The organism is Pseudoalteromonas sp. SiA1 (assembly GCF_018732205.1).
Taxonomy (GTDB): Bacteria; Pseudomonadota; Gammaproteobacteria; order Enterobacterales; family Alteromonadaceae; genus Pseudoalteromonas; species Pseudoalteromonas tetraodonis.
Map to the genome: position 1 here is coordinate 2640283 of NZ_CP076084.1, position 19826 is coordinate 2660108.

The window sequence follows — 19826 nt, forward strand, 5'->3', positions numbered from 1 at the left end:
GTTACAAACTCCCACGCGCAAATTTAAACGCCGCGCCTTGCTGCGCTTGTTTTACTAGGTAAAATGCTTCTTTAAGCTGATGACGCTCTAACGAATTGAGCTTATCTGGGTTTATACAATTGCTGGGCAACCCCTCTTCGTTTATTTGTGTGCGCAACCTAAGTTGAGTTAAAAATCGCCAACAATCTTTTAAATTATAAATATCTTCTTTGCTTAACAATGAATACTTTAATAAGGCGTCTAATCGCTCTTGGGTGTTAGCACGGCGGATGCCTACTTTTAATGCATACAGCCTTGCCAGATCGTTAATGATCACTACCCCGCGCTTTTTAAGATCGATGTATTTGTGATGCTGCTCGGTTTTTTCAGTTTTAAAGTTATTGAATAAACCAATCGGCGCGCTGTTGGTATTCACATCGCTGGCCATTGCCGCATAAAAAAGATCGTTGCGAGAAATATGGGTTAACTCTTCACAAAACTGGCTATAAAGCGTGGTTGATCCTTCAATAAAACGCAGATCAAAAAATATTTTACAGTTGAGCATTGCCTGGGGTGTGGGGCTGGTGATCCACTTTAAAAACTTCGCCCGCCAATCACTAACACTCATTCGACACGCATCACTGCTGGCCATAATGTTACCAGGGCAACGACGAATACCGCATTCAACTAAGTTTTCACAAACAAATTCACCCATTTGTTTAAAGTACGCGTGCTGCTCATCGTTTAGACCATCGGGTAATAACAAGCCGTTATCTTGATCAGAATGCAGTGTTTGCTCTTCGCGCGCTTGAGAGCCAAAACAAATAAAGCTAAAGCTCGTAGGTGCAACACCATGTTGTTGTTGAAATAAAAATATTAGCCGCGAGGTTAGCGCATCGGTTAAACCGCTGAGTAGTTTTCCAATCAGTGAAATATCATCAATATTATTAGAAAACCCCTTTAATAACTCAGGAATTTCTTTAGCGTAACGCTTTAAATCAGCGACATTATGCGCTTTATAAATACGACCAATGAGCTGGACAGGGTCGCTTTTTTGTTGACGTAGTAAGTCTGTACTAGTGATCATACCTAGCGGTTTATGATTTTCATCAAGCACAGGTAAATGATGAATATTATGCTTAAGCATTAAGTGTAGCGCTGAAAACACACGATTATTTTCAAATATAAACTTAGGCTTATTGGTCATAATACTATTGATAGCTTGCGCGGGGTCCACCTCATCAGCAAGCACTCGATTACGTAAATCACGGTCAGTAACCACCCCAACAAGGTGCGAGTTTTCGGTGATCATTATTGAAGAAACCCCATGCTCTTGCATTTTTTTAGCACTATGACGGATGCTGGCATCGGGGGGCAGCGTTATCGCTTTGCGAGTCATGATCTCTGATATTTTACGCTCAGACCAGCTGTCGTTGTTGCTCTTATAATGCGATGAAAGTAATCGATTTGCATGTGCACGGACAAAGTATTGCTCAAAGGCTTTATATTCTCGGCGTAAATAATCAAAATGCGTTTGGTCGAGCATATACACTATGCCCTCTTTTTGTACTTCTAAACTGTTTTGAATTGCATCTCCCGTTAGTAAAGAGGGGTAACCAAAGTAATCACCTTGGGTTAAACGCGTTACCGTATCGCCTTTGGCATCGACTAAATCGTATAACCCGGAGCGGATTAAAAATAACTTAGGCTGTTCACTGTTAAGCCATTGCGTTTGGTTTTCTCGGGTCAAATAAATACTATCGAGATGGTTAACAAAATAACTGCAGGCGCTGTCCTGTAACATTGAAAATGGTGCTTGCTTGTTAATAAACTGCGCGACTTCCTGTTGCTCACTACTCATAAATCATCCTCAATAAAAAAGCGACTTAACCTGAAATGTAGTCATTTTTTAAACAAATAAAAAGCCCGACTTAAGTCGGGCTTTGATGCGTTATATCATTAGCTATATGGATTAGTGAGCATGCGCTTCACTAGACCCTTTAGGATTACGAATACCTTCCACCATTTCTTGGATTTCAATTGGTGTTGGTTGAGTCATTTTCATAACACCTGCTGCTACTGCAAAGTTAATGATCATACCTACTAAACCAATCCCTTCAGGTGAAATACCTAGGAACCAATTTTCTGGGCTATTAAGCTCTGGGCTCACAAACTTGAAGTAGATGATGTATGCAGCAGTAAAGGTGATACCCGTTACCATGCCTGCAATTGCACCATGTTTATTCATTGATTTAGAGAAAATACCCATAATAATTGCAGGGAAGAAGCTCGCCGCCGCTAAGCCGAAGGCAAAGGCAACAACCGAGGCCACAAATCCTGGCGGGTTAATCCCAAAGTAGGCGGATATTACAATAGCAATCATCGCTGCTAACCTCGCTGCAAGTAATTCTTGCTTGTCGGTTATATCCGGTTTGAGTGTCCGTTTTAGCAAATCGTGCGATACTGAGGTTGAAATAACCAATAGTAAGCCCGCTGTAGTCGATAGTGCCGCGGCAATACCACCAGCAGCAACGAGTGCAATAACCCATGCTGGTAAGTCGGCAATTTCAGGGTTCGCTAGTACCATAATATCGCGGTCAACGTTTACTTCGTTCGCGCTATTAGGGTCAGTGATTTTACCTGATGTGTAAAACATTTTGCCGTCACCATTTTTATCATTAAAGGTAATTAGGCCTGTACGTTCCCAGTTTTTAATCCAAGCTGGTGCATCTGCATACGCTGTGCCGCTACCGTCTTTACCATTAATGGTGTCAATCATGTTTACACGGGCAAACGAAGCTACTGCGGGTGCTGTTGTGTAAACAATAGCAATGAACACCAGTGTCCACGCCGCTGAAATACGTGTGTCCTTTACGCGAGGTACAGTGAAAAAGCGAACAATTACATGTGGTAAACCAGCAGTACCCACCATAAGAGCACCTGTGATTGCAAATACATCAATCATACTCTTCGAGCCTTCAGTGTATTGGCCAAAGCCCAACTCAGTACTTAAACCATCTAATTTATCCAATACATACATGCCTGAACCATCACTTAGCGTGGCACCAAACCCTGTTTGTGGGAAAAAGTGACCGGTTGCCATCATAGAGATGAAAATAGCCGGTACTAAATAAGCAAATACCAGTACACAGTACTGCGCAACTTGCGTGTAAGTAATGCCTTTCATGCCACCAAGTACAGCATAAAAGAAAACAATTATCATGCCGATGTAAACGCCGGTTTCAATTTCAACTTCTAAGAAACGCGAGAACACCACACCCACACCACGCATTTGACCCGCAATGTAAGTAAAACAAATAAAGATGGCACATAAAATAGCCACTAAACGCGCAGTACGTGAGTAGTAACGATCCCCGATAAAGTCTGGCACAGTAAACTTACCGAATTTACGTAAGTAAGGCGCTAAACACATGGCCAGTAGTACATAACCACCCGTCCACCCCATTAAGTAAACACTACCGTCATAGCCAGCAAACGAGATAATACCCGCCATTGAAATAAATGACGCAGCACTCATCCAATCCGCAGCAGTTGCCATACCATTGGCTAGTGGAGGTACACCACCACCGGCAACATAGAATTCATTTGTTGACCCTGCACGAGCCCAGATTGCAATGCCGATATAAAGCGCAAAGCTTAAACCGACGATTATAAAAGTGAGTATTTGAACATCCATTGCTTAGCTCCTATTCGTCTACGCCATATTTTTTATCTAACGTATTCATTTTGAAAACGTACACAAAAATCAAAGCTACAAAGGTATAAATCGCGCCTTGCTGGGCGAACCAGAAGCCAAGTTTAAACCCAAAAAAACGTACTTCATTTAGTACATCTACAAGTAATATGCCAAAGCCAAAAGAGACCACAAACCATACCGCTAATAACTTAAACAGTAATGAAATGTTTTCTGCCCAATAAGCTTTTGCTTGTTCTTCATTTTTAAAAGCCATTTTTATTTTCCCCTTTAAACATCGCAAGATTACGATGGGTGGTTTTTTATATTCGTTAATCAATTTAGCAACGCTACTCAAATATTGAATTGCGACAATAGTCGTAACAACATGTTAACGTTTTCGTAAACTGTAGGCGCTTAATTAGTAAACAACAAGTGAACTACTTTAATTTCAGTAAGTTAATTAATTTATTTGCGAGGTGTTTACGCCAATTTTTGAGTAAAGCGTGGGAATAAGACATTAGTCTAACTAAATAACCAATTTAAAATAAATCATTAAAAATCAATTCTTTATTTTATTTATAGATAATATAAATAAAATGTATACCCCCCTATTTAACCCGCAACCAAATATTGTAAAAACCCAAACTACCTCAAACGCCAACTGACGCTCGCATCTTGAAATAGTTTGGGTATAGTTATGGCAAATTATAAAAATATTCTACAAGGTTAAATAAACATGACGGCTGTACTACTCATTGTTGCCTTTGGCTACATAGGCGTGCTGTTTTGGCTGGCTAATTGGGGGGATAAAACCACGCCACTTGCCAAGCGTATTAGTCATCACCCGTTTGTGTATTCATTTGCACTAGGTATTTATTGCACTTCATGGACTTACTACGGCTCAGTAGGCACAGCAGCGACCAGCAGCTGGAGTTTTTTACCTATCTTGTTAGGCCCCGCTTTATTGTTTTTTTTCGGTCAAGGCTTTTTACGTAAACTGGTACTGGTGAGTAAAAAACAAAATATCACCACTATTGCCGACTTTATTTCAGCCCGCTATGGTAAGCGTCAAACCACCGCCATTATGGTGACAATAATCGCCTTATTGGCCACCATTCCGTACATTGCATTGCAATTAAAAGCACTCAGCTCTAGCTTTTTACTCCTACAAAACAGCAATCAGATATCAGGGGATATTTTAGCGCTATCGGCCACGTTAATGATGGCGCTATTTGCTATATTTTTTGGTACGCGCAAAGTTGATGTAACCGAATACCGTTCAGGTTTAATGCTCGCTGTGGCGTTTGAATCTCTAGTTAAACTGTTTGCCTTAGCCGCCGTTGCAGGGCTTGCGATATACAGCTTATTTAATTTACCTACCCAAAGTAGCAGTCAAGTTGCCGAGTCTATTTGGATGCACTGGACACACTTTGACTTTTTTAGTTTTAATTTTATCGGCCAGTCACTTATGGCAGCAGCGGCTATTATTTGTTTGCCACGCCAATTTCATGTAACCGTGGTCGATAACCAAGATAAGCGCCATTTATTCACTGCGCGTTGGGCCTTCCCACTGTATTTATTACTAACAGCAGCAATGATTTTACCTATTGCCACCGCTGCGATTCACCCAGAAATAGGCCGCAGCTTATCACCAGACAGCTTTGTACTTGCCTTACCTATGCTGCACAATAATGCTTTTTTGACTACGTTTGTGTTTATTGGGGGGCTTTCAGCAGCTACAGCCATGATTGTTGTAGCCACATTAACGTTAAGTACCATGATCTCAAATGATGTGGTACTGCCGTTAATGTTACGTCGTAAATTTAAACGTAACTTAATTACCAGCAGCTATAAATCACGTATTTTACTAGTGCGTCGATTTACCATTGCCGGAGTACTTATTTTAGCTTACTTCTATCAGCAATGGTTTGGAAATGGCAGTGCACTGGCTAGTATGGGATTGGTTGCTTTTTCATTGGTATCGCAACTATTGCCTGCCATTGTGGGTGGTTTATATTGGCGAAAAGGCCATGCCTATGGGGTTTATGCTGGACTACTCGCCGGCGTGATATGTTGGGTGCTGTTTTTAATGTTGCCTATTTTAGATGCCCCCAACCCACTAGACAGTGAGTTACAACAAACCCTAATAACGCGCGGTACACTTATCGCTTTGTTTGCTAATATTGGCTGTTACATTAGTTTTTCGCTAGGGGCTGAAGAGCGCTTAATCGACAAAATTCAAGCGGCTGCTTTTGTTAATCCTAAAGATCAGGCTATTTTATCGCGTCGCTTAAATAAAAATGTAAAAGCCACGGTATACGACTTTAAAATACTGCTGCAAACCTTTTTAGGCATTCAACGTAGCCAGCAAGTATTATCACACTATGCGCTTCATCACGACTTAAACGACAACAATGCTCACCCTCGCGCTGACTTTATTGCTTACTGCGAACGTGCGCTTACTGGGGTATTAGGTGCCTCATCAGCGCAAGCACTTATTCATACCGTATCATCGGGCAAACGCATGGCGTTTGAAGAGGTGGTAAACTTTTTTGATGAAACCACACAAGCACTGCAGTTTAATCAAAACTTATTGTTTACCTCGTTAGAGAACTTAAGCCATGGCCTATCCGTTGTTGATAAAGACCTAAACCTCGTTGCTTGGAATAAGCGCTACAGTGAAATGTTTAACTACCCCGAGGGCTTTTTACAAGTTGGCCAACCTATTGAGGAAATAATCCGGTATAACGCAGAGCGCGGTGAATGTGGCCCAGGTGAAATTGACCGTCATGTTGATAAGCGAGTTCAGCATTTAAAAAATGGTAGTTCACATCACTTTATTCGCCATCGTCGAAACGGCCAAGTGTATGAAATGATCGGTAACCCACTTCCTGATGGCGGATTTGTAACCAGTTTTTCTGATATTACTACTCACATTAGTACTCAAAATGCGCTAGAAGAAATTAATATGGACTTAGAAAACCGTATTGAAGCGCGCACCCAAGAAGTACAAACGATTAATAGTAATCTACAAGCACAAATAGATAGCCGCGTACAAACAGAGCAAGCACTTACTTTGGCCAAGCGCGAGGCAGAACAGGCCAATGATAGTAAAACTCGCTTTTTAGCATTGGCCAGTCACGATATTTTACAGCCATTAAATGCTGCACGTTTATACCTTGCCGCGATTGACGAAACACAACTAGACACCACGAATAAAAATAATTTTAATAAGCTTGGCGACAGTTTAGATTCAACTGTGCATTTAATGTCGGCCTTACTCGAAATTGCAAAATTAGAACAAGGCGCAATGACCCCAAGCCCACGTCACTTTTGTATTGACGATATTTTAGACCCTCTCAAAAGTGAATATGCCATTTTATCGAGCGATAAAGGACTGTCATTTACAGTGCGCTCAAATAAGCAAATAGTGCATAGTGACATTACCTACTTGCGCCGAATACTACAAAACTTACTGTCTAATGCGATTAAATACACCGAAAATGGCCGAGTGCTAATTGCCTGCAGAAATCGTAAACACAGTTTACGAATAGAAGTATGGGATACAGGCCCCGGCATTAGCGATATTGAACAGGCAAAAATATTTAACGACTTTTACCGAATTGAAGCGGGCGACAATAAAGGCGTAGGCCTTGGTCTAGGGGTAGTTAAACGTATGGCTGATTTACTGAGCCTGCCGATTGATGTCGTTTCTTTACCTAATAAAGGCAGTCGATTTAGCATAGAAGTGCCTTATGGTGATGCGCAATTAGTGCAACAAAAACAAACAAATCAAAATATCGTAGACAACCGCGCTGCGATTAATATTATTGCCGTTGACGACGATCCTGAAAACTTAGCCGCGATGGCCAGCTTATTGAAAAAATGGCGGGCAAATTACACCTTATTCGACAAAGTTGATGCTGTGTTGGCGTATGCTAAAGCGCATGCCGCGCCCGATGTTATTTTAATGGATTATCAATTAGGTAATGATTGGGATGGCATTACTTTAATTAAAACACTGCGAGAGACTTGGCAAAGCGATATTCCGGCAATTTTAATTACCGCGGTGCGTGACACCGAGCTAAAACAAACAACCAAAGCTGAAAATATTCATTACCTAAGTAAACCAGTAAAACCAGGTAAACTTAAGGCCCTGCTTAATCATAGTACTTAACCACCAATAAACGCTTAAGCCCAGTAAAATACTGGGCTTAAAGCTATGCTTAATTGCTATAATTACGCTTTCTTAGTTTTTGGAACAACCAACTAAGCCCGACTAACGAAAGCCCTAAGCCAATAAACGATAATGCCTTTAAAAGCCCAGTTAAATTAGCCATATCAATTAAAAATACTTTAACGATTACCGCACCAAGAATCCCCAAACCGACATTTTGTAATAACCGCAGCTGTTTTAAATGTCCGGCGATCACCACCAATGCGCCAAGTAATAACCAAATAACCGAATAGCTATATAGCTCGGCGTCACTGGTTGCCTTATCAAGGTAAATAAAGCCGCCTTGCCAATATTGGCGGATCAAGGTGTTGATAGCTAATACCGCTAATAAACCAGACACACCGAGTGTAATTTGACTCAATTTAGCATTTAACGATTTAACTAAACTCGCTAACCATAACGCCAGCAGGCTCGGGACGAACCAGATTAAAAGCACCCAGTTAAATATTGGCGTTTCACCAACATAAAGACGCATTAATAACGGATTATCATCCAACGTTGTATTGATTAATAATAAGCCAGCTAACGCTGATAAAATCAAACCTGCAGTGCGGTATAACTTACCCAGCTGCCCTGCACTTTGCGCGCGATATAAATAAACGCAGCCTAAAGCAAGCAAGTTACAGCTGAGCAAAACTTGCTCATAAAAACTTAAAGAAAACAACTGAGGGTAGTGCCCTACCAGTTGATAACTGGTTTCGGTTGTCACAAATAACGCTAAACAATGCAGTGCTGCCCCCTCTAACCATATTTTTAGTTTTGAAGTATTAAAACATTTAGCCGCTGCAAAAAATAACCCAATACACAGCGGGTAAACAACTAAGCTCCAATGCAAACCAAAGATAGTTAGAGAATCATAACTAGGCGTCCACGGCGATAAGGTAAGGCGTAAAAGTAATGCCGCCACAAGGGCTTTTATTGGCCAGTGTGGCATAGCCACACTGTATTTTTTTATTAATAAGCTCAGCAGTAATACTTGAACAGCCAGTGCAATGGTAAGGCCGCTATCGCTCAGTAGCATAGTAATTGCTAAAGTGATATTGGCGTTTGCTCCCACCCAATAACTAAAACGCTGCCATAAGGTTGTATTATTTTGCGTAAATTTAATTAACACCGCACTCATTAAACATAACAATACCGCCCAAAGTGGATAAGCGGTTGCTAAAGCCGTATTTGGGATCATCGCATACAAAGTGCCAACTAATGCAAACACACTTAATGAAGCAAGCAAATGAAAAGCTAATCGTTTTGAGTATTTATTACCAAAATAGAGTCCATAGCCACTTAACCCCAGAGCAAGTAATAAGCCTAGCCCATATTCGTTTTTAAAAATAAATAACGCATCATCAAAGGCATAAGTTTGTTTAGCACTGATCACTAGTAACAGCGCAATCACTAAAGAAACCCCTTGCCATGCATCCCAACGGCTATTTTTTAACACTAAAAATAGTAACAAAGCGATGCTTAACAACGCCACGATTTGCCATTGTAAATTAAACAAACTCAATAGCATGGCAATCATTAAAGGCGCCATAAAGGCCAGTAATAATCCGTGATCTGGAAATAAGTTAACTAATCGTTTGAAGCTGTGCGGGCGCACTTCAAGGGTATTAAAGCCCAAGCCTAAGCGTGCAATAGCGATTAAGCCTAAAATACTTAGTAACGCATACGCGCCTATTAACCACACTGTGTCGTAGTTAAATAGAGTGAGTCCAACCAAGTACCAGCCTATATGCCCTACCCATAGTAAATACCACAACCACACTCGCTGTACTTTATGTGCCACAACCGCTGCGGCAACACTCACAAGGGCAACATAAATAAGTAAAGAAAATAACTGACCACTGCCCGTATTTACCCAAATAGGAACACTGTATGCGCCTATAATGCCAATTACAGCAAGTAAAGGGCCTAACTTAATCGCCATTGCACTGGCGCAAAGAGCAATCACTGCTAAGCCAATAAATGCCCACTCAGCACTTAGCATGGTAAAGCTGTTATAGGCCAAAAACATTAAGGCAAAGCAAGTCACAAAGCCGCCACTGGCAAGGGCTGCAGGAATGTAATTATTAAAGCCTTCAAAAACGATACGTTTATAATGTAAATAATACGCTGCTGCGATTAAGCCAATGCCAAATAATCCACCGGCACTGAGCCTCATTGCAGGTGAAAGTAGCCCCGCCTCTAAACTGTATTTGGCTAAAAACACGCCACCTAAAGCCAAAGCAATAGCACCAATCCAGGTCATCCAGTTTTGTTCAAAGCCTGCACGTAATTGTTTAAAAAGCAGTTCAATACTCGATGGCTTTTTAATTGCTACTTTAGGTAGTGGCGTATGTTTAATGCTCGCAGGTTTATAATCAGAATCAGGAATGTCTGCGCGGTTTAAAGATTTTGCGTTATCTGGTTGTGTGTTTACAGGGGATTCGCTAGGGACTGTATTTGGGTTTAACTCATACTGTGATAGCTTGAGTTTTAATACTGCAATCTCTTGTTTTAAGCCGTTTAATTGCACTAAGGCAACTAAACCACATACGCCTCCTGCAACAATCGCAATAGATATAATGATTGCTAATCCGATTAACTCATCCATACAGTCCCTTTTTTATTTTACAAAACAAGTACCCAAAAAAATTACAAACAAAGCTTATACCATAAAATTACGATGTTTAAGCAACCTCAAGGCGATCACGGCCTGCTTTTTTAGCGCGGTATAATGCTTGATCAGCACGTTTCATTACATTATCAAAGGTCTGGTCGCTTGTACGATGTGCAATACCGATACTGACCGTTAAAGAACGCTGATTTTGTACTGTAATAGTACGAGCCGTCTCTAGAATAGTCTGCGAAAAGTTAAGTACTTCATCAAGCTCATAACTAGGCAGGTAAGCGGCAAACTCCTCACCACCTATACGAGCAAAAATATTTTCATCTTTAAAAAGACGGTTCACTTTATCAGCAAACTGTTTAAGCACCTTATCGCCCACATCGTGGCCATAATCGTCATTAATACGTTTAAAGTGGTCGAGATCTATAATTAAAACAGTGTAAGGATTATTAACAACCCCCTTCACATGCTGATAAAAGCAGCGACGGTTATACACTTTGGTTAAATCATCCATAATAAACTCTTGCGCTAACCGGTTGTGCATTCGCTGCATAAAGTGCATGGTTTTAAATAAACCATAAGCGGTAATTAGCATACCTAATGTGCGGCATAAGTCTTCTACGTAATTGCTTATCCAAAAAGGCTGACGTATTACTTCATCAAGCACATCGGCAGTAGAACCTACAATCCATAGCATTAAACCGATACTGACATATAAATACGCTTTTTTAGCTAACCGTGAACATTGCACTACAAAAAAAATAGCAAAAATCACCACTAAATTAATAAAGTCAGTGGTAAAGCCATAGAGGTTTTGGGTTATGTCTAATCGGGGAAAGTACATCAACGAAAAAATTGAGAAAGCGATAATAAACGCCAGCGTCATCAAAATTAACAGCTTATTTAATCTGGTAATTTTAACAAAATGGCTTAACTTTAGACTCACTTTTTCCGGGTTCATCATAGGCGATATTTAAATTATTTTTATAATTACTATTAAAAACTATACCACAAATTATAAAACGGATTGATTTATATTAGTGTGCTAACAACCCAGCCAATAGCAACTAAAATAGTTAACCCAATCATGGTTTTAGTTTTATGTTTACTGATAAGTCGCTCAGCTTGATTGCCTGCATAATATACCACTAACGCTAATCCAAAATAGCGTATAGAGCGCGCAATCGCAGATGCCACTAAAAACAGTGCCAGCGAATACTTAGTTGCACCAGCGGCCAACATCGCAATTTGAAACGGAATAGGCACAATACCTAAGCTTAATACAAACCAAAAACCTTGTGCCTGCATTTTTTGCTTAACGTTTTCAAACTGTTCAGGACTAGAAAAGGTATTAATGATCCAATCGCCCACTACATCAAATAAATAATAACCCAACGCATAACCAAACAACGCCCCAATAACACAGCCGATTGTGGCCATAAGGGCAATTTGCCACAGTTTTTCACGCCTTGCCTGCATTAATGGCACCAGTACTGCTTCAAGTGGAATGGGCACTATGGTGGATTCTAAAAATGAGGCAAACGTAATACCGCTGAGCATATTTTTAGACTCAATAAACTGACGCGTTTTTTGCTTTAGCTTTTTTTGTATAGCCATTAAACATCCTTTTAACTACTGAGATTAATATTTTTAGCGGGTACTGGCATCATCGCACAGTTAGGTTAATCTAACCTGAAAATATAACGCCTTATTATTTATAGATTTAACATTGGCAAAATAGTAATACTTCCCAGAGTACTTTATTATTGCTCAATGCCATTATACTTTTCTGACAATTATTAATTATGCAAACTGCGCGTTTTATTCCTTTTAGAAAGCAAGATATCATAGGCATGTGCAGCCAAGAGCTTGCCGATAGTGCACAACAAACCTCTTTCAAACAGTTTTGCGACGTGCTCGCCAGCCTGATTCATTATAATTACCACTCAACCCTTGAGTCACTAAAAAACAATTACGCACCGTTTGATCCTAATAGCGACACTCGCTCGTTAGCTCCTGTCTCGAAGGAGCAAAAAGCCCAGTGCCAACGCGATTTTGCTAAAGATTTTGCCAACGTATTAAATGCGGCTAATTTTGAAGTGATTACCAATGAAGACCTACAAGATGCACTCAACGAAGAATCGCTTTTTAAGGTACGCCTAGAGGTAGAGTTTGACGACTTTGAAGAAGTGGTCTTTTATCGCAGAGGCGAATCGCAACTCACCGAAACCATAACCAGCTTTTGGGGCTTACGTAAAAAGCCACTGCATTTTACCAACTACGACCGCGTAGCGGTATTTATTCGCTTTAAAGATAAAGCCTATTTTGAATCAAAAAATAAACTACCTATGGGGTTTGAGCCAAGTTCTACCATAGTAAAACTATTTCAAAATGTGCCAAAAGCTGACTTAGAAATGCTATTTCCTAATAGCGAAGTACGGATGCGCCCGATTGATAAAATTATTATTGGCTCATCTGCACTTATTGGCGGTGCGGTGGTGTTAGTTACCAAACTGGGCGCCTCATTACTTTTATTGTTTGCTTTGTTTGCATTTTGGGGAGGGTTTAGAGATGAAGCCGTTACCATGACTCAGCAGCACTTTATTACGTTAGCGATTGGTATTGGGGTATTTGGTAGTTTTGTTTTTAAAGAGTGGAGTAAATTTAAAAACCGCAAAATTAAATTTATGAAAGCGTTGAGCGATAATCTCTACTTTAAAAACCTAGATAACAACGCCGGTGTATTCCACACTCTGATAGACGCTGCCGAAGAAGAAGACATTAAAGAAGCCCTGCTTGCGTATACGTTTTTACTAAAATCTAAAAATGGCTTAAGCGCACACGCGCTTGATGAGCAAATAGAGACGTGGTTTAAAACTAAGTATCAATGCGAGCTAGATTTTGAAATTAGTGATGCGCTTGAAAAACTTGAACGTATGCATTTAGTAACCTGCACAAACACCCTATATAACGCGATAAATCTAGAGCACGCAAAAGCCATATTAGATGAACGCTGGGATAACCTGTTTCAATATAATTAAACTGCACGCTTTACTTAATAACAACGAAAAAGCAGCTGACACTTCAGCTGCTTTTTACGTTATTACCTAATTGGTAATTAGTTAAGCTGTTTGCTGCTTTTTAAATTTTGTATGCACTAACTTATAAAGTGCTGGCAAAATTAATAGCGTTAGTAAGGTAGATGACATAATACCGCCTACAACCACGGTTGCTAATGGCCTTTGCACCTCAGAGCCGGTACCGGTATTGAGCGCCATAGGTATAAAGCCTAAACTTGCCACAAGCGCGGTCATCAGCACGGGGCGTAATCGCTGTAATGCGCCGCTGTGTATTGCATGGTATAAACTTAACCCTTCGTTTCGTAACTGCTTAATAAACGACAACATCACTACACCGTTTAATACCGCAACACCACTTAGGGCAATAAAACCCACACCCGCTGAAATAGAAAGCGGCATATCTCGTAGCAATAACGCCAATACCCCACCGGTCAGTGCCAGAGGTACACCGCTGAATATAATGAGTGAATCACGCAGCGAGCCAAAAGCACTATAAAGTAAGCCAAAAATAAGCAATAAAGTCACAGGCACAACCAACGACAAACGTTTACTCGCCGATTGTAATTGCTCAAACGTACCGCCGTATTCAAGCCAGTAACCGCTAGGTAGGTTAAGTTGTGCGTTCATTTTCGCTTGGGCATCACTGACAAAGCTTGCTAAATCGCGCCCCGCTACATTGGCCGTTACTACCACATTACGCTTACCACTTTCGCGGTTTATTTGATTCGGCCCTTTTTCAATGCTGATTGTAGCCACTTCTCCAAGCGGTACAAATGCAAGCTCAGGGTTACTACTTTGAGGTAATGCAATAGGTAAACGCGCAAGCGCAGAGACATCATCAGACCAACGCTTATCTAAGCGTACTAGTAACGAAAAGCGCTTATCACCCTCATAAATGAGCCCTGTTTGCACCCCACCAACGGCAGCGGCAAGCGTTTGTTGAATGTCGTTTACAGTTAATCCTAATAACGCCATGTGGTCTCGCATTGGAGTAACAGAAAGTGTAGGCAGCCCCTGTATTTGTTCTAAACGAACATCAGTAGCACCGGTAATATTTCGCATTAAACCAGTGGCTTTTTCGCCAAACTGCTTAAGTATGGCTAAATCGTCACCGTAAATACGCAGCGCTACATCGGCACGCACACCAGCAATTAACTCGTTAAAGCGCATTTCTATAGGCTGGGTAAATTCATAGTTATTACCCGGTACCTCATTCACGCGATGACGAATTTGCTGCACTAACGCGTCTTTACTCAGTGATGGGTTTGGCCATTGCTCGGACGGCTTTAACATTAAAAAGGTGTCGGCAACATTGGCGGCATAGGATCGCTGGCTACATCCGCAGTACCAATCTTCGAAAATACGTTCGCAATTTCGGGTTGTGCTAATAAAGCCTGCTCCAACTGCTTTTGCATTTGCACCGATTGTTCAATACCGGTGCCAGTAATACGCAGCGCATGCATTGCAATGTCACCTTCATCAAGCTGAGGTAAAAATTCGGCGCCCATATTTTTAACTTTAAAGCCAAGCACTAGTACTAAAACCGTCGCAATGCTCACCATCAGCCACGGTAATTTAAGCGATAAGTTAAGCAGTGGCTTGTAGATTTTTTTAACGCCACGCATTACTGCGTTTTCGCTTTCATCTACTTTACCACGCACAAATACGGCAATAGCCGCTGGCACAAAGGTGACAGCAAAAATGAGTGCACCTATTAACGCGGCAACCACAGTAAACGCCATAGGCTGAAACATTTTGCCCTCAACACCACTGAGCGCAAATAGCGGTAAATATACCAACATAATAATTAAAATACCAAATACGGCGGGGCTAAACACTTCTTTGGTGGCTGAAGTGACAACTTTTAAACGCTCACTGAGTGTAAGTAAGCGCCCGTGTTTATGTTGAGCCATCCCTAATTGACGAAGGCAGTTTTCAACCACAATCACCGCGCCATCTACAATTAATCCAAAATCGATTGCGCCTAAGCTCATTAAGTTACCCGAGACTCGATTGCCCACCATGCCTGTAATAGCAAATAGCATACTCAGCGGAATAACCATGGCGGTAATAAGCGCACCAGTGATATTCCCAAGCAATAACAACAGAATGACGATGACCAATACCGCCCCTTCAAACAGGTTTTTTTCTACTGTGGCGATAGTTTTATCAACCAGATTGGTGCGGTCATAAACAGGCTCAACAATAACCCCTGCAGGTAAACTTTTTTGTACTTGTATAAGCTTATCAGCCATGGCTTTGGCAACCACACGGCTATTTTCACCAATTAGCATCATCGCCGTGCCTAATACGGTTTCCTCGCCATTATAAGTAGCCGCGCCAGTTCTGAGTTCTTTTCCTAAGTATACATTTGCCACGTCTTTAATTCGCACAGGAGCATCATCACGCTTAGCAATAACGGTGTTTGCTATATCCGCTAATGTTTTTAATTGCCCAGGGGAGCGCACTAAATATTGGCCGTCAAAGCGCTCTATGTAACCGGCTCCGCGATTGCTGTTATTAAGCTCAAGTGCACTAATAACATCCTTGATTGTTAGCTTATAAGCGATGAGCTTTTCTGGTATGGGCGCAACTTGGTACTGGCGCTCAAAGCCACCTTGGCTATTTATTTCGGTTACGCCTTTTACTTTTAAAAGCTGCGGACGAATAACCCAGTCTTGTAAAGTACGTAAATCTTCGGCGCTGTAAGGCATACCATCACTTTTTAACGCATCGGGTTTTGCATGCACGCTATAGGTAAATATTTCACCTAAACCACTGGCAATAGGTCCAAGGTTTGGCTCAACATTATTAGGTAAATCGGCGCGAATACTTTGAATACGCTCACCAATTTGTTGACGCGCCCAATAAATATCGGTGCCTTCATCAAAAATAATGGTTACTTGAGAAAGCCCATAGCGAGAAAGCGAACGGGTATAATCAAGCTTAGGAATACCCGCCATCGCTGTTTCGACTAAGTAAGTGATACGCTGCTCAACTTCAAGCGGCGTAAAACCAGGCGCTTTAGAGTTAATTTGCACTTGTACATTGGTAATATCGGGTACAGCATCTACCGCTAAGTTTTGGATGTTATACACACCAAACCCAGCAAATAAAAATGTTAGTGCCAGTACCATCATGCGGCGTTTAACCGCAAAAGAAACAATCCAGTTAATCATGGTACCTCCTAGTGTGCGTGACTTGCGCCGCTTTTTAAAATGTCGGCTTTGATCACATAGCTATTGGTTGTGACGTACTCGCTACCTGGGCTTAAACCCGCGATCACTTCAACCCACTCGCTACTTTTTGCGCCTAAAGTAACAGGGCGTACTTCAAATACACTATTTTTACGCACAAACACACTCGTCATACCATTAAACTCTTGAATAGCCTCAGGCTTTACACGCACGTTAGCATTAACCTTATCGATACTGACATCACTATTAACATGCATGCCCGGACGCCAATGACCATCAGGGTTATTAAGCGCTATACGGGCACGTGCAATGTGCCCGCCGGTCATCATAGGCGCTATAAAAAACACCTTACCTTGGGCATTTAAATGGTGATGTAAATCGTACACCGTGGCGCTTTGACCAATGGCTAGATTTTCGATGTTTTCAGGAAAGGCTGAGAGCTCAACCCATACTTTATCAAGATTCACGACTTGCATAAGCGCGCGAGTACTTGCCAGTTCGCCACGCTTTAAATATTGCTCGGTTACCACACCGCTAATGGGGCTTTTAATACTGTAGTTTTGTAATGTTTCACGGTTGGTGACACTGGCCAGTAACTCACCTTTTTGAACCGTTTGACCAATGCTGACAAAAATATCGCTGATCAATCCGGTATATGGCGCCATCACTTCTACTGTGCCGTGCTGTGTCGGTGCAATAACACCAAACAGCGTATCGGAAATATCAATCTCGCCACTTTGTGCTATCTGCGTTTCAATACCCGCACCTTTAACTACTCGCTCACTAAGCACAGTCCGGCCTTCGTGCTGAGAGTACTCAAAACTAACGCGCTCACCTTTATAATTGGCAGTAATGAAAAGCGCAAACGAATGTGGCTCATTTATGGGTTGCGTGCTAACAAGGTACTCATTCTCACGGGTAAATTGTATTTTTTGTGGCGCTTCTACTAATCGTTTTAAGTTCATTTCGATGCTTAAATCGTTTATATCTACCGGCTGTTTTTGCTCATAACCATATACGCGCAGCTCAACTTTACCTGCCAATTCTTGCAGCTTTAACTCAAGAGTGAGCTTTGCGTTGGTTAATAAAAAGCCGCCATGGGCACCTTGTTTTTGGGATTGCTGCATTTGCCCATGCTCTGCTGAGGCAAATACATATGTGCTTGTTAAGCTAGCTACAAACGAGAGAAATACTAATAATGCGATAAACGTGTTGTTCATGATTGAAAAGTCTCAGTTAAAGATTGGCCAGTTAAACGCTCAAGTGCGAGGTGGGTCTGATATAACGCTGCATATGTGTTAATCAACGCGCGTTTAGAGTCAAAAAGGGCTTGTTGAGCATCGAGTAATTGCAACACCGAAATTTGTCCGCGTTGATAGCTTTTTAAGCTTTGCTCAATGAGTGTTTGGGCTTGGGGAATAACTTGCCCAGATAACAACTGTGCCTGTAACGTCTTACCTTGGTAATAGGCATACAAAGTACGAACTTGTTGGCGTAATTGAATCCGTAACTGTCCTTGCTGCTCACGTAACAATGCCAACTGACTGTTAGCCGCTTCAATATTACCGCTATTTGAGTTACTCAATTGCAACGGCATAGAAAACGAAAACAACAACGAACTGGTATTGTTTTGCTGGTTGTAACGCAGGCCTGCACCTACATTAATGTCACTTTGCCCATTGGCTTTTTGCAGCGTTAAGTTGGCCGCTTGCTTTAAGTATTGCTGCTGTAACATAGCAAAATCAGGCGCTTGGTTAACTGCATTGAGTAACGCTTGCTCAGATTTAAGCGGTATTAAGGTAGCCATATTCCCTGCGAAATTCGTGTAGTCATGTTGCTCATTCCACAGCTCATTGAGCGATAAACGCGCTCGCTCAAATTCGCTATTTAGCTTAGCTGTCTCAAGCTCAACTTGGCTTAGTGCATAACGCATACGGGTTACATCGGCTTGCGATACAGCGCCGGCGTTAGCCCGTTGCTTTATTGCTTTGAGAGCTTGGCTCACCACGTGTTGTCGTTCGCTGTTAAGCGTAAGTAAGGTTTGAAATTTAAGCGCCTCGTAATATCGCTCACCAGTGGTTGCTAATAAAGCAACCGAGTATTTTGATATTGTATTGCTTGGGCTTTAATGTTCGCCGTTGCGTAATTTATACGGCTTTGGCGTTTATCTCCAAGCTCTATAAGCTGGCTAAATGCCAAGGTTATTTCAGCCCCTTGCACACCACGCGCATCGTTAGTTCCTAATAGGTTTTCGGCTTCTACATTTAAGACAGGATTAGGCGAAAGCGCCGCTTGAGATTTAAGCGCGCTGAGTATTTTTTGATGATAAGGATAGCGCTTTAATAGCGGATTTTGTTGCTCGGTATTTATCAACGCTTGTTTTAGGGTTAACGTTTTAACATTTGCAAACGCACTAAAAGCAGGTAGCGCGCACAGCATCACCACCAGCATAATTGGTTTTTTATTCATATAGCTTGTCCGTTTTTTAATAAACAGAGTTCACTTGCAAACCATTCACAACCTACGCTAAAAACAGCGACAGTGTAAAATAGTTAGCAATTTAAACATGCCTATAACAGCCCATGGAACGCTTACGCGCAGGCAGCTAAAAGCACAATAATTAATTGAAATTAAATTAAAAACTAGCTAAATGAATTCGGTGGGGGTACATCAGGTGGATAATTTAAACCATGGTAATACACAAGTACTGAGGGTTTACTTTGTTGAGGAATAATAGCGTGACTAAGTGTGCTGTAATAGCCACAGTGACAATGTTGGTGTGCATGAATCTCAACCGGTGGCTGATTATCGCTTTGTCCTTGGTCATTATCAGCGGTTATAGTGTTTTGTGATAATGCGTTACTTACATGCTCAACGTCTTCTTGTAAATGGTATGCAGCGCCATCACAACTTATAAAGCTGTGCACAAGCACGAGTAACATGACCATTAACAAACGATTTGAGCGCATAATTTAGCTATCTTCTCAGCCTAAAATTGACTTAAATAAACCTAACCAATTGAAGCCAC

10 protein-coding genes and 2 pseudogenes are annotated in these 19826 nt (G+C 41.4%); 2 read left to right on the plus strand and 10 right to left on the minus strand.

Annotated elements, in window-relative coordinates; all coding sequences use genetic code 11:
- Position 1 precedes the first annotated feature (1 nt).
- The 3 genes from KK487_RS12295 to KK487_RS12305 form a co-directional block, all read right to left on the minus strand.
- On the minus strand, positions 2 to 1840 hold the full coding sequence (locus KK487_RS12295; protein ID WP_013465753.1) for a DUF294 nucleotidyltransferase-like domain-containing protein: 1839 nt from the start codon (positions 1838 to 1840) through the stop codon (positions 2 to 4).
- Positions 1841 to 1951: 111 nt separating this feature from the next.
- Positions 1952 to 3676 carry a sodium:solute symporter family protein gene (locus KK487_RS12300; RefSeq protein ID WP_215521805.1) on the minus strand — a complete coding sequence of 575 codons (1725 nt, stop codon included), beginning with the start codon at positions 3674 to 3676 and terminating at the stop codon, positions 1952 to 1954.
- 10 nt (positions 3677 to 3686) lie between these two features.
- A complete protein-coding gene (locus tag KK487_RS12305; RefSeq protein ID WP_008464847.1) occupies positions 3687 to 3950 on the minus strand; it encodes a DUF4212 domain-containing protein in 264 nt (87 codons plus the stop codon).
- A gap of 462 nt (positions 3951 to 4412) precedes the next feature.
- Between KK487_RS12305 and KK487_RS12310 the strand changes: the two genes are divergently transcribed.
- Positions 4413 to 7853 (plus strand): hybrid sensor histidine kinase/response regulator, encoded by a 3441-nt coding sequence (locus KK487_RS12310; protein WP_013465755.1) that lies wholly within the window; start codon positions 4413 to 4415, stop codon positions 7851 to 7853.
- A 49-nt stretch (positions 7854 to 7902) separates the two neighbouring features.
- Here KK487_RS12310 and KK487_RS12315 read toward each other — a convergent pair whose 3' ends face one another.
- The 3 genes from KK487_RS12315 to KK487_RS12325 form a co-directional block, all read right to left on the minus strand.
- Positions 7903 to 10506, minus strand: a complete 2604-nt coding sequence (locus tag KK487_RS12315) for a DUF2339 domain-containing protein (protein ID WP_215521806.1) — start codon at positions 10504 to 10506, stop codon at positions 7903 to 7905.
- Positions 10507 to 10582: 76 nt separating this feature from the next.
- Positions 10583 to 11482 carry a GGDEF domain-containing protein gene (locus tag KK487_RS12320; RefSeq protein WP_024602348.1) on the minus strand — a complete coding sequence of 300 codons (900 nt, stop codon included), beginning with the start codon at positions 11480 to 11482 and terminating at the stop codon, positions 10583 to 10585.
- A 71-nt stretch (positions 11483 to 11553) separates the two neighbouring features.
- Positions 11554 to 12138, minus strand: coding sequence for a YqaA family protein (locus KK487_RS12325; protein WP_013465758.1), 585 nt, complete (start codon positions 12136 to 12138; stop codon positions 11554 to 11556).
- A 188-nt stretch (positions 12139 to 12326) separates the two neighbouring features.
- Here KK487_RS12325 and KK487_RS12330 point away from each other — a divergent pair, with 188 nt between their 5' ends.
- Positions 12327 to 13562 carry a TMEM143 family protein gene (locus KK487_RS12330; protein WP_013465759.1) on the plus strand — a complete coding sequence of 412 codons (1236 nt, stop codon included), beginning with the start codon at positions 12327 to 12329 and terminating at the stop codon, positions 13560 to 13562.
- A gap of 81 nt (positions 13563 to 13643) precedes the next feature.
- Here the strand turns inward: KK487_RS12330 and KK487_RS12335 are convergent.
- The 4 genes and pseudogenes from KK487_RS12335 to KK487_RS12350 all read right to left on the minus strand — a co-directional run bounded on the left by KK487_RS12335 (position 13644) and on the right by KK487_RS12350 (position 19767).
- Positions 13644 to 16780, minus strand: a pseudogene (locus tag KK487_RS12335) (efflux RND transporter permease subunit).
- Between the two features lie 8 nt (positions 16781 to 16788).
- Positions 16789 to 18018 (minus strand): efflux RND transporter periplasmic adaptor subunit, encoded by a 1230-nt coding sequence (locus tag KK487_RS12340; RefSeq protein ID WP_215521807.1) that lies wholly within the window; start codon positions 18016 to 18018, stop codon positions 16789 to 16791.
- Positions 18015 to 19267 (minus strand): annotated as a pseudogene (locus KK487_RS18630) (TolC family protein). Before KK487_RS18630 ends, KK487_RS12340 begins: the two are co-directional and overlap by 4 nt.
- A gap of 173 nt (positions 19268 to 19440) precedes the next feature.
- Positions 19441 to 19767 (minus strand): hypothetical protein, encoded by a 327-nt coding sequence (locus tag KK487_RS12350; RefSeq protein ID WP_013465764.1) that lies wholly within the window; start codon positions 19765 to 19767, stop codon positions 19441 to 19443.
- Positions 19768 to 19826: the final 59 nt, after the last annotated feature.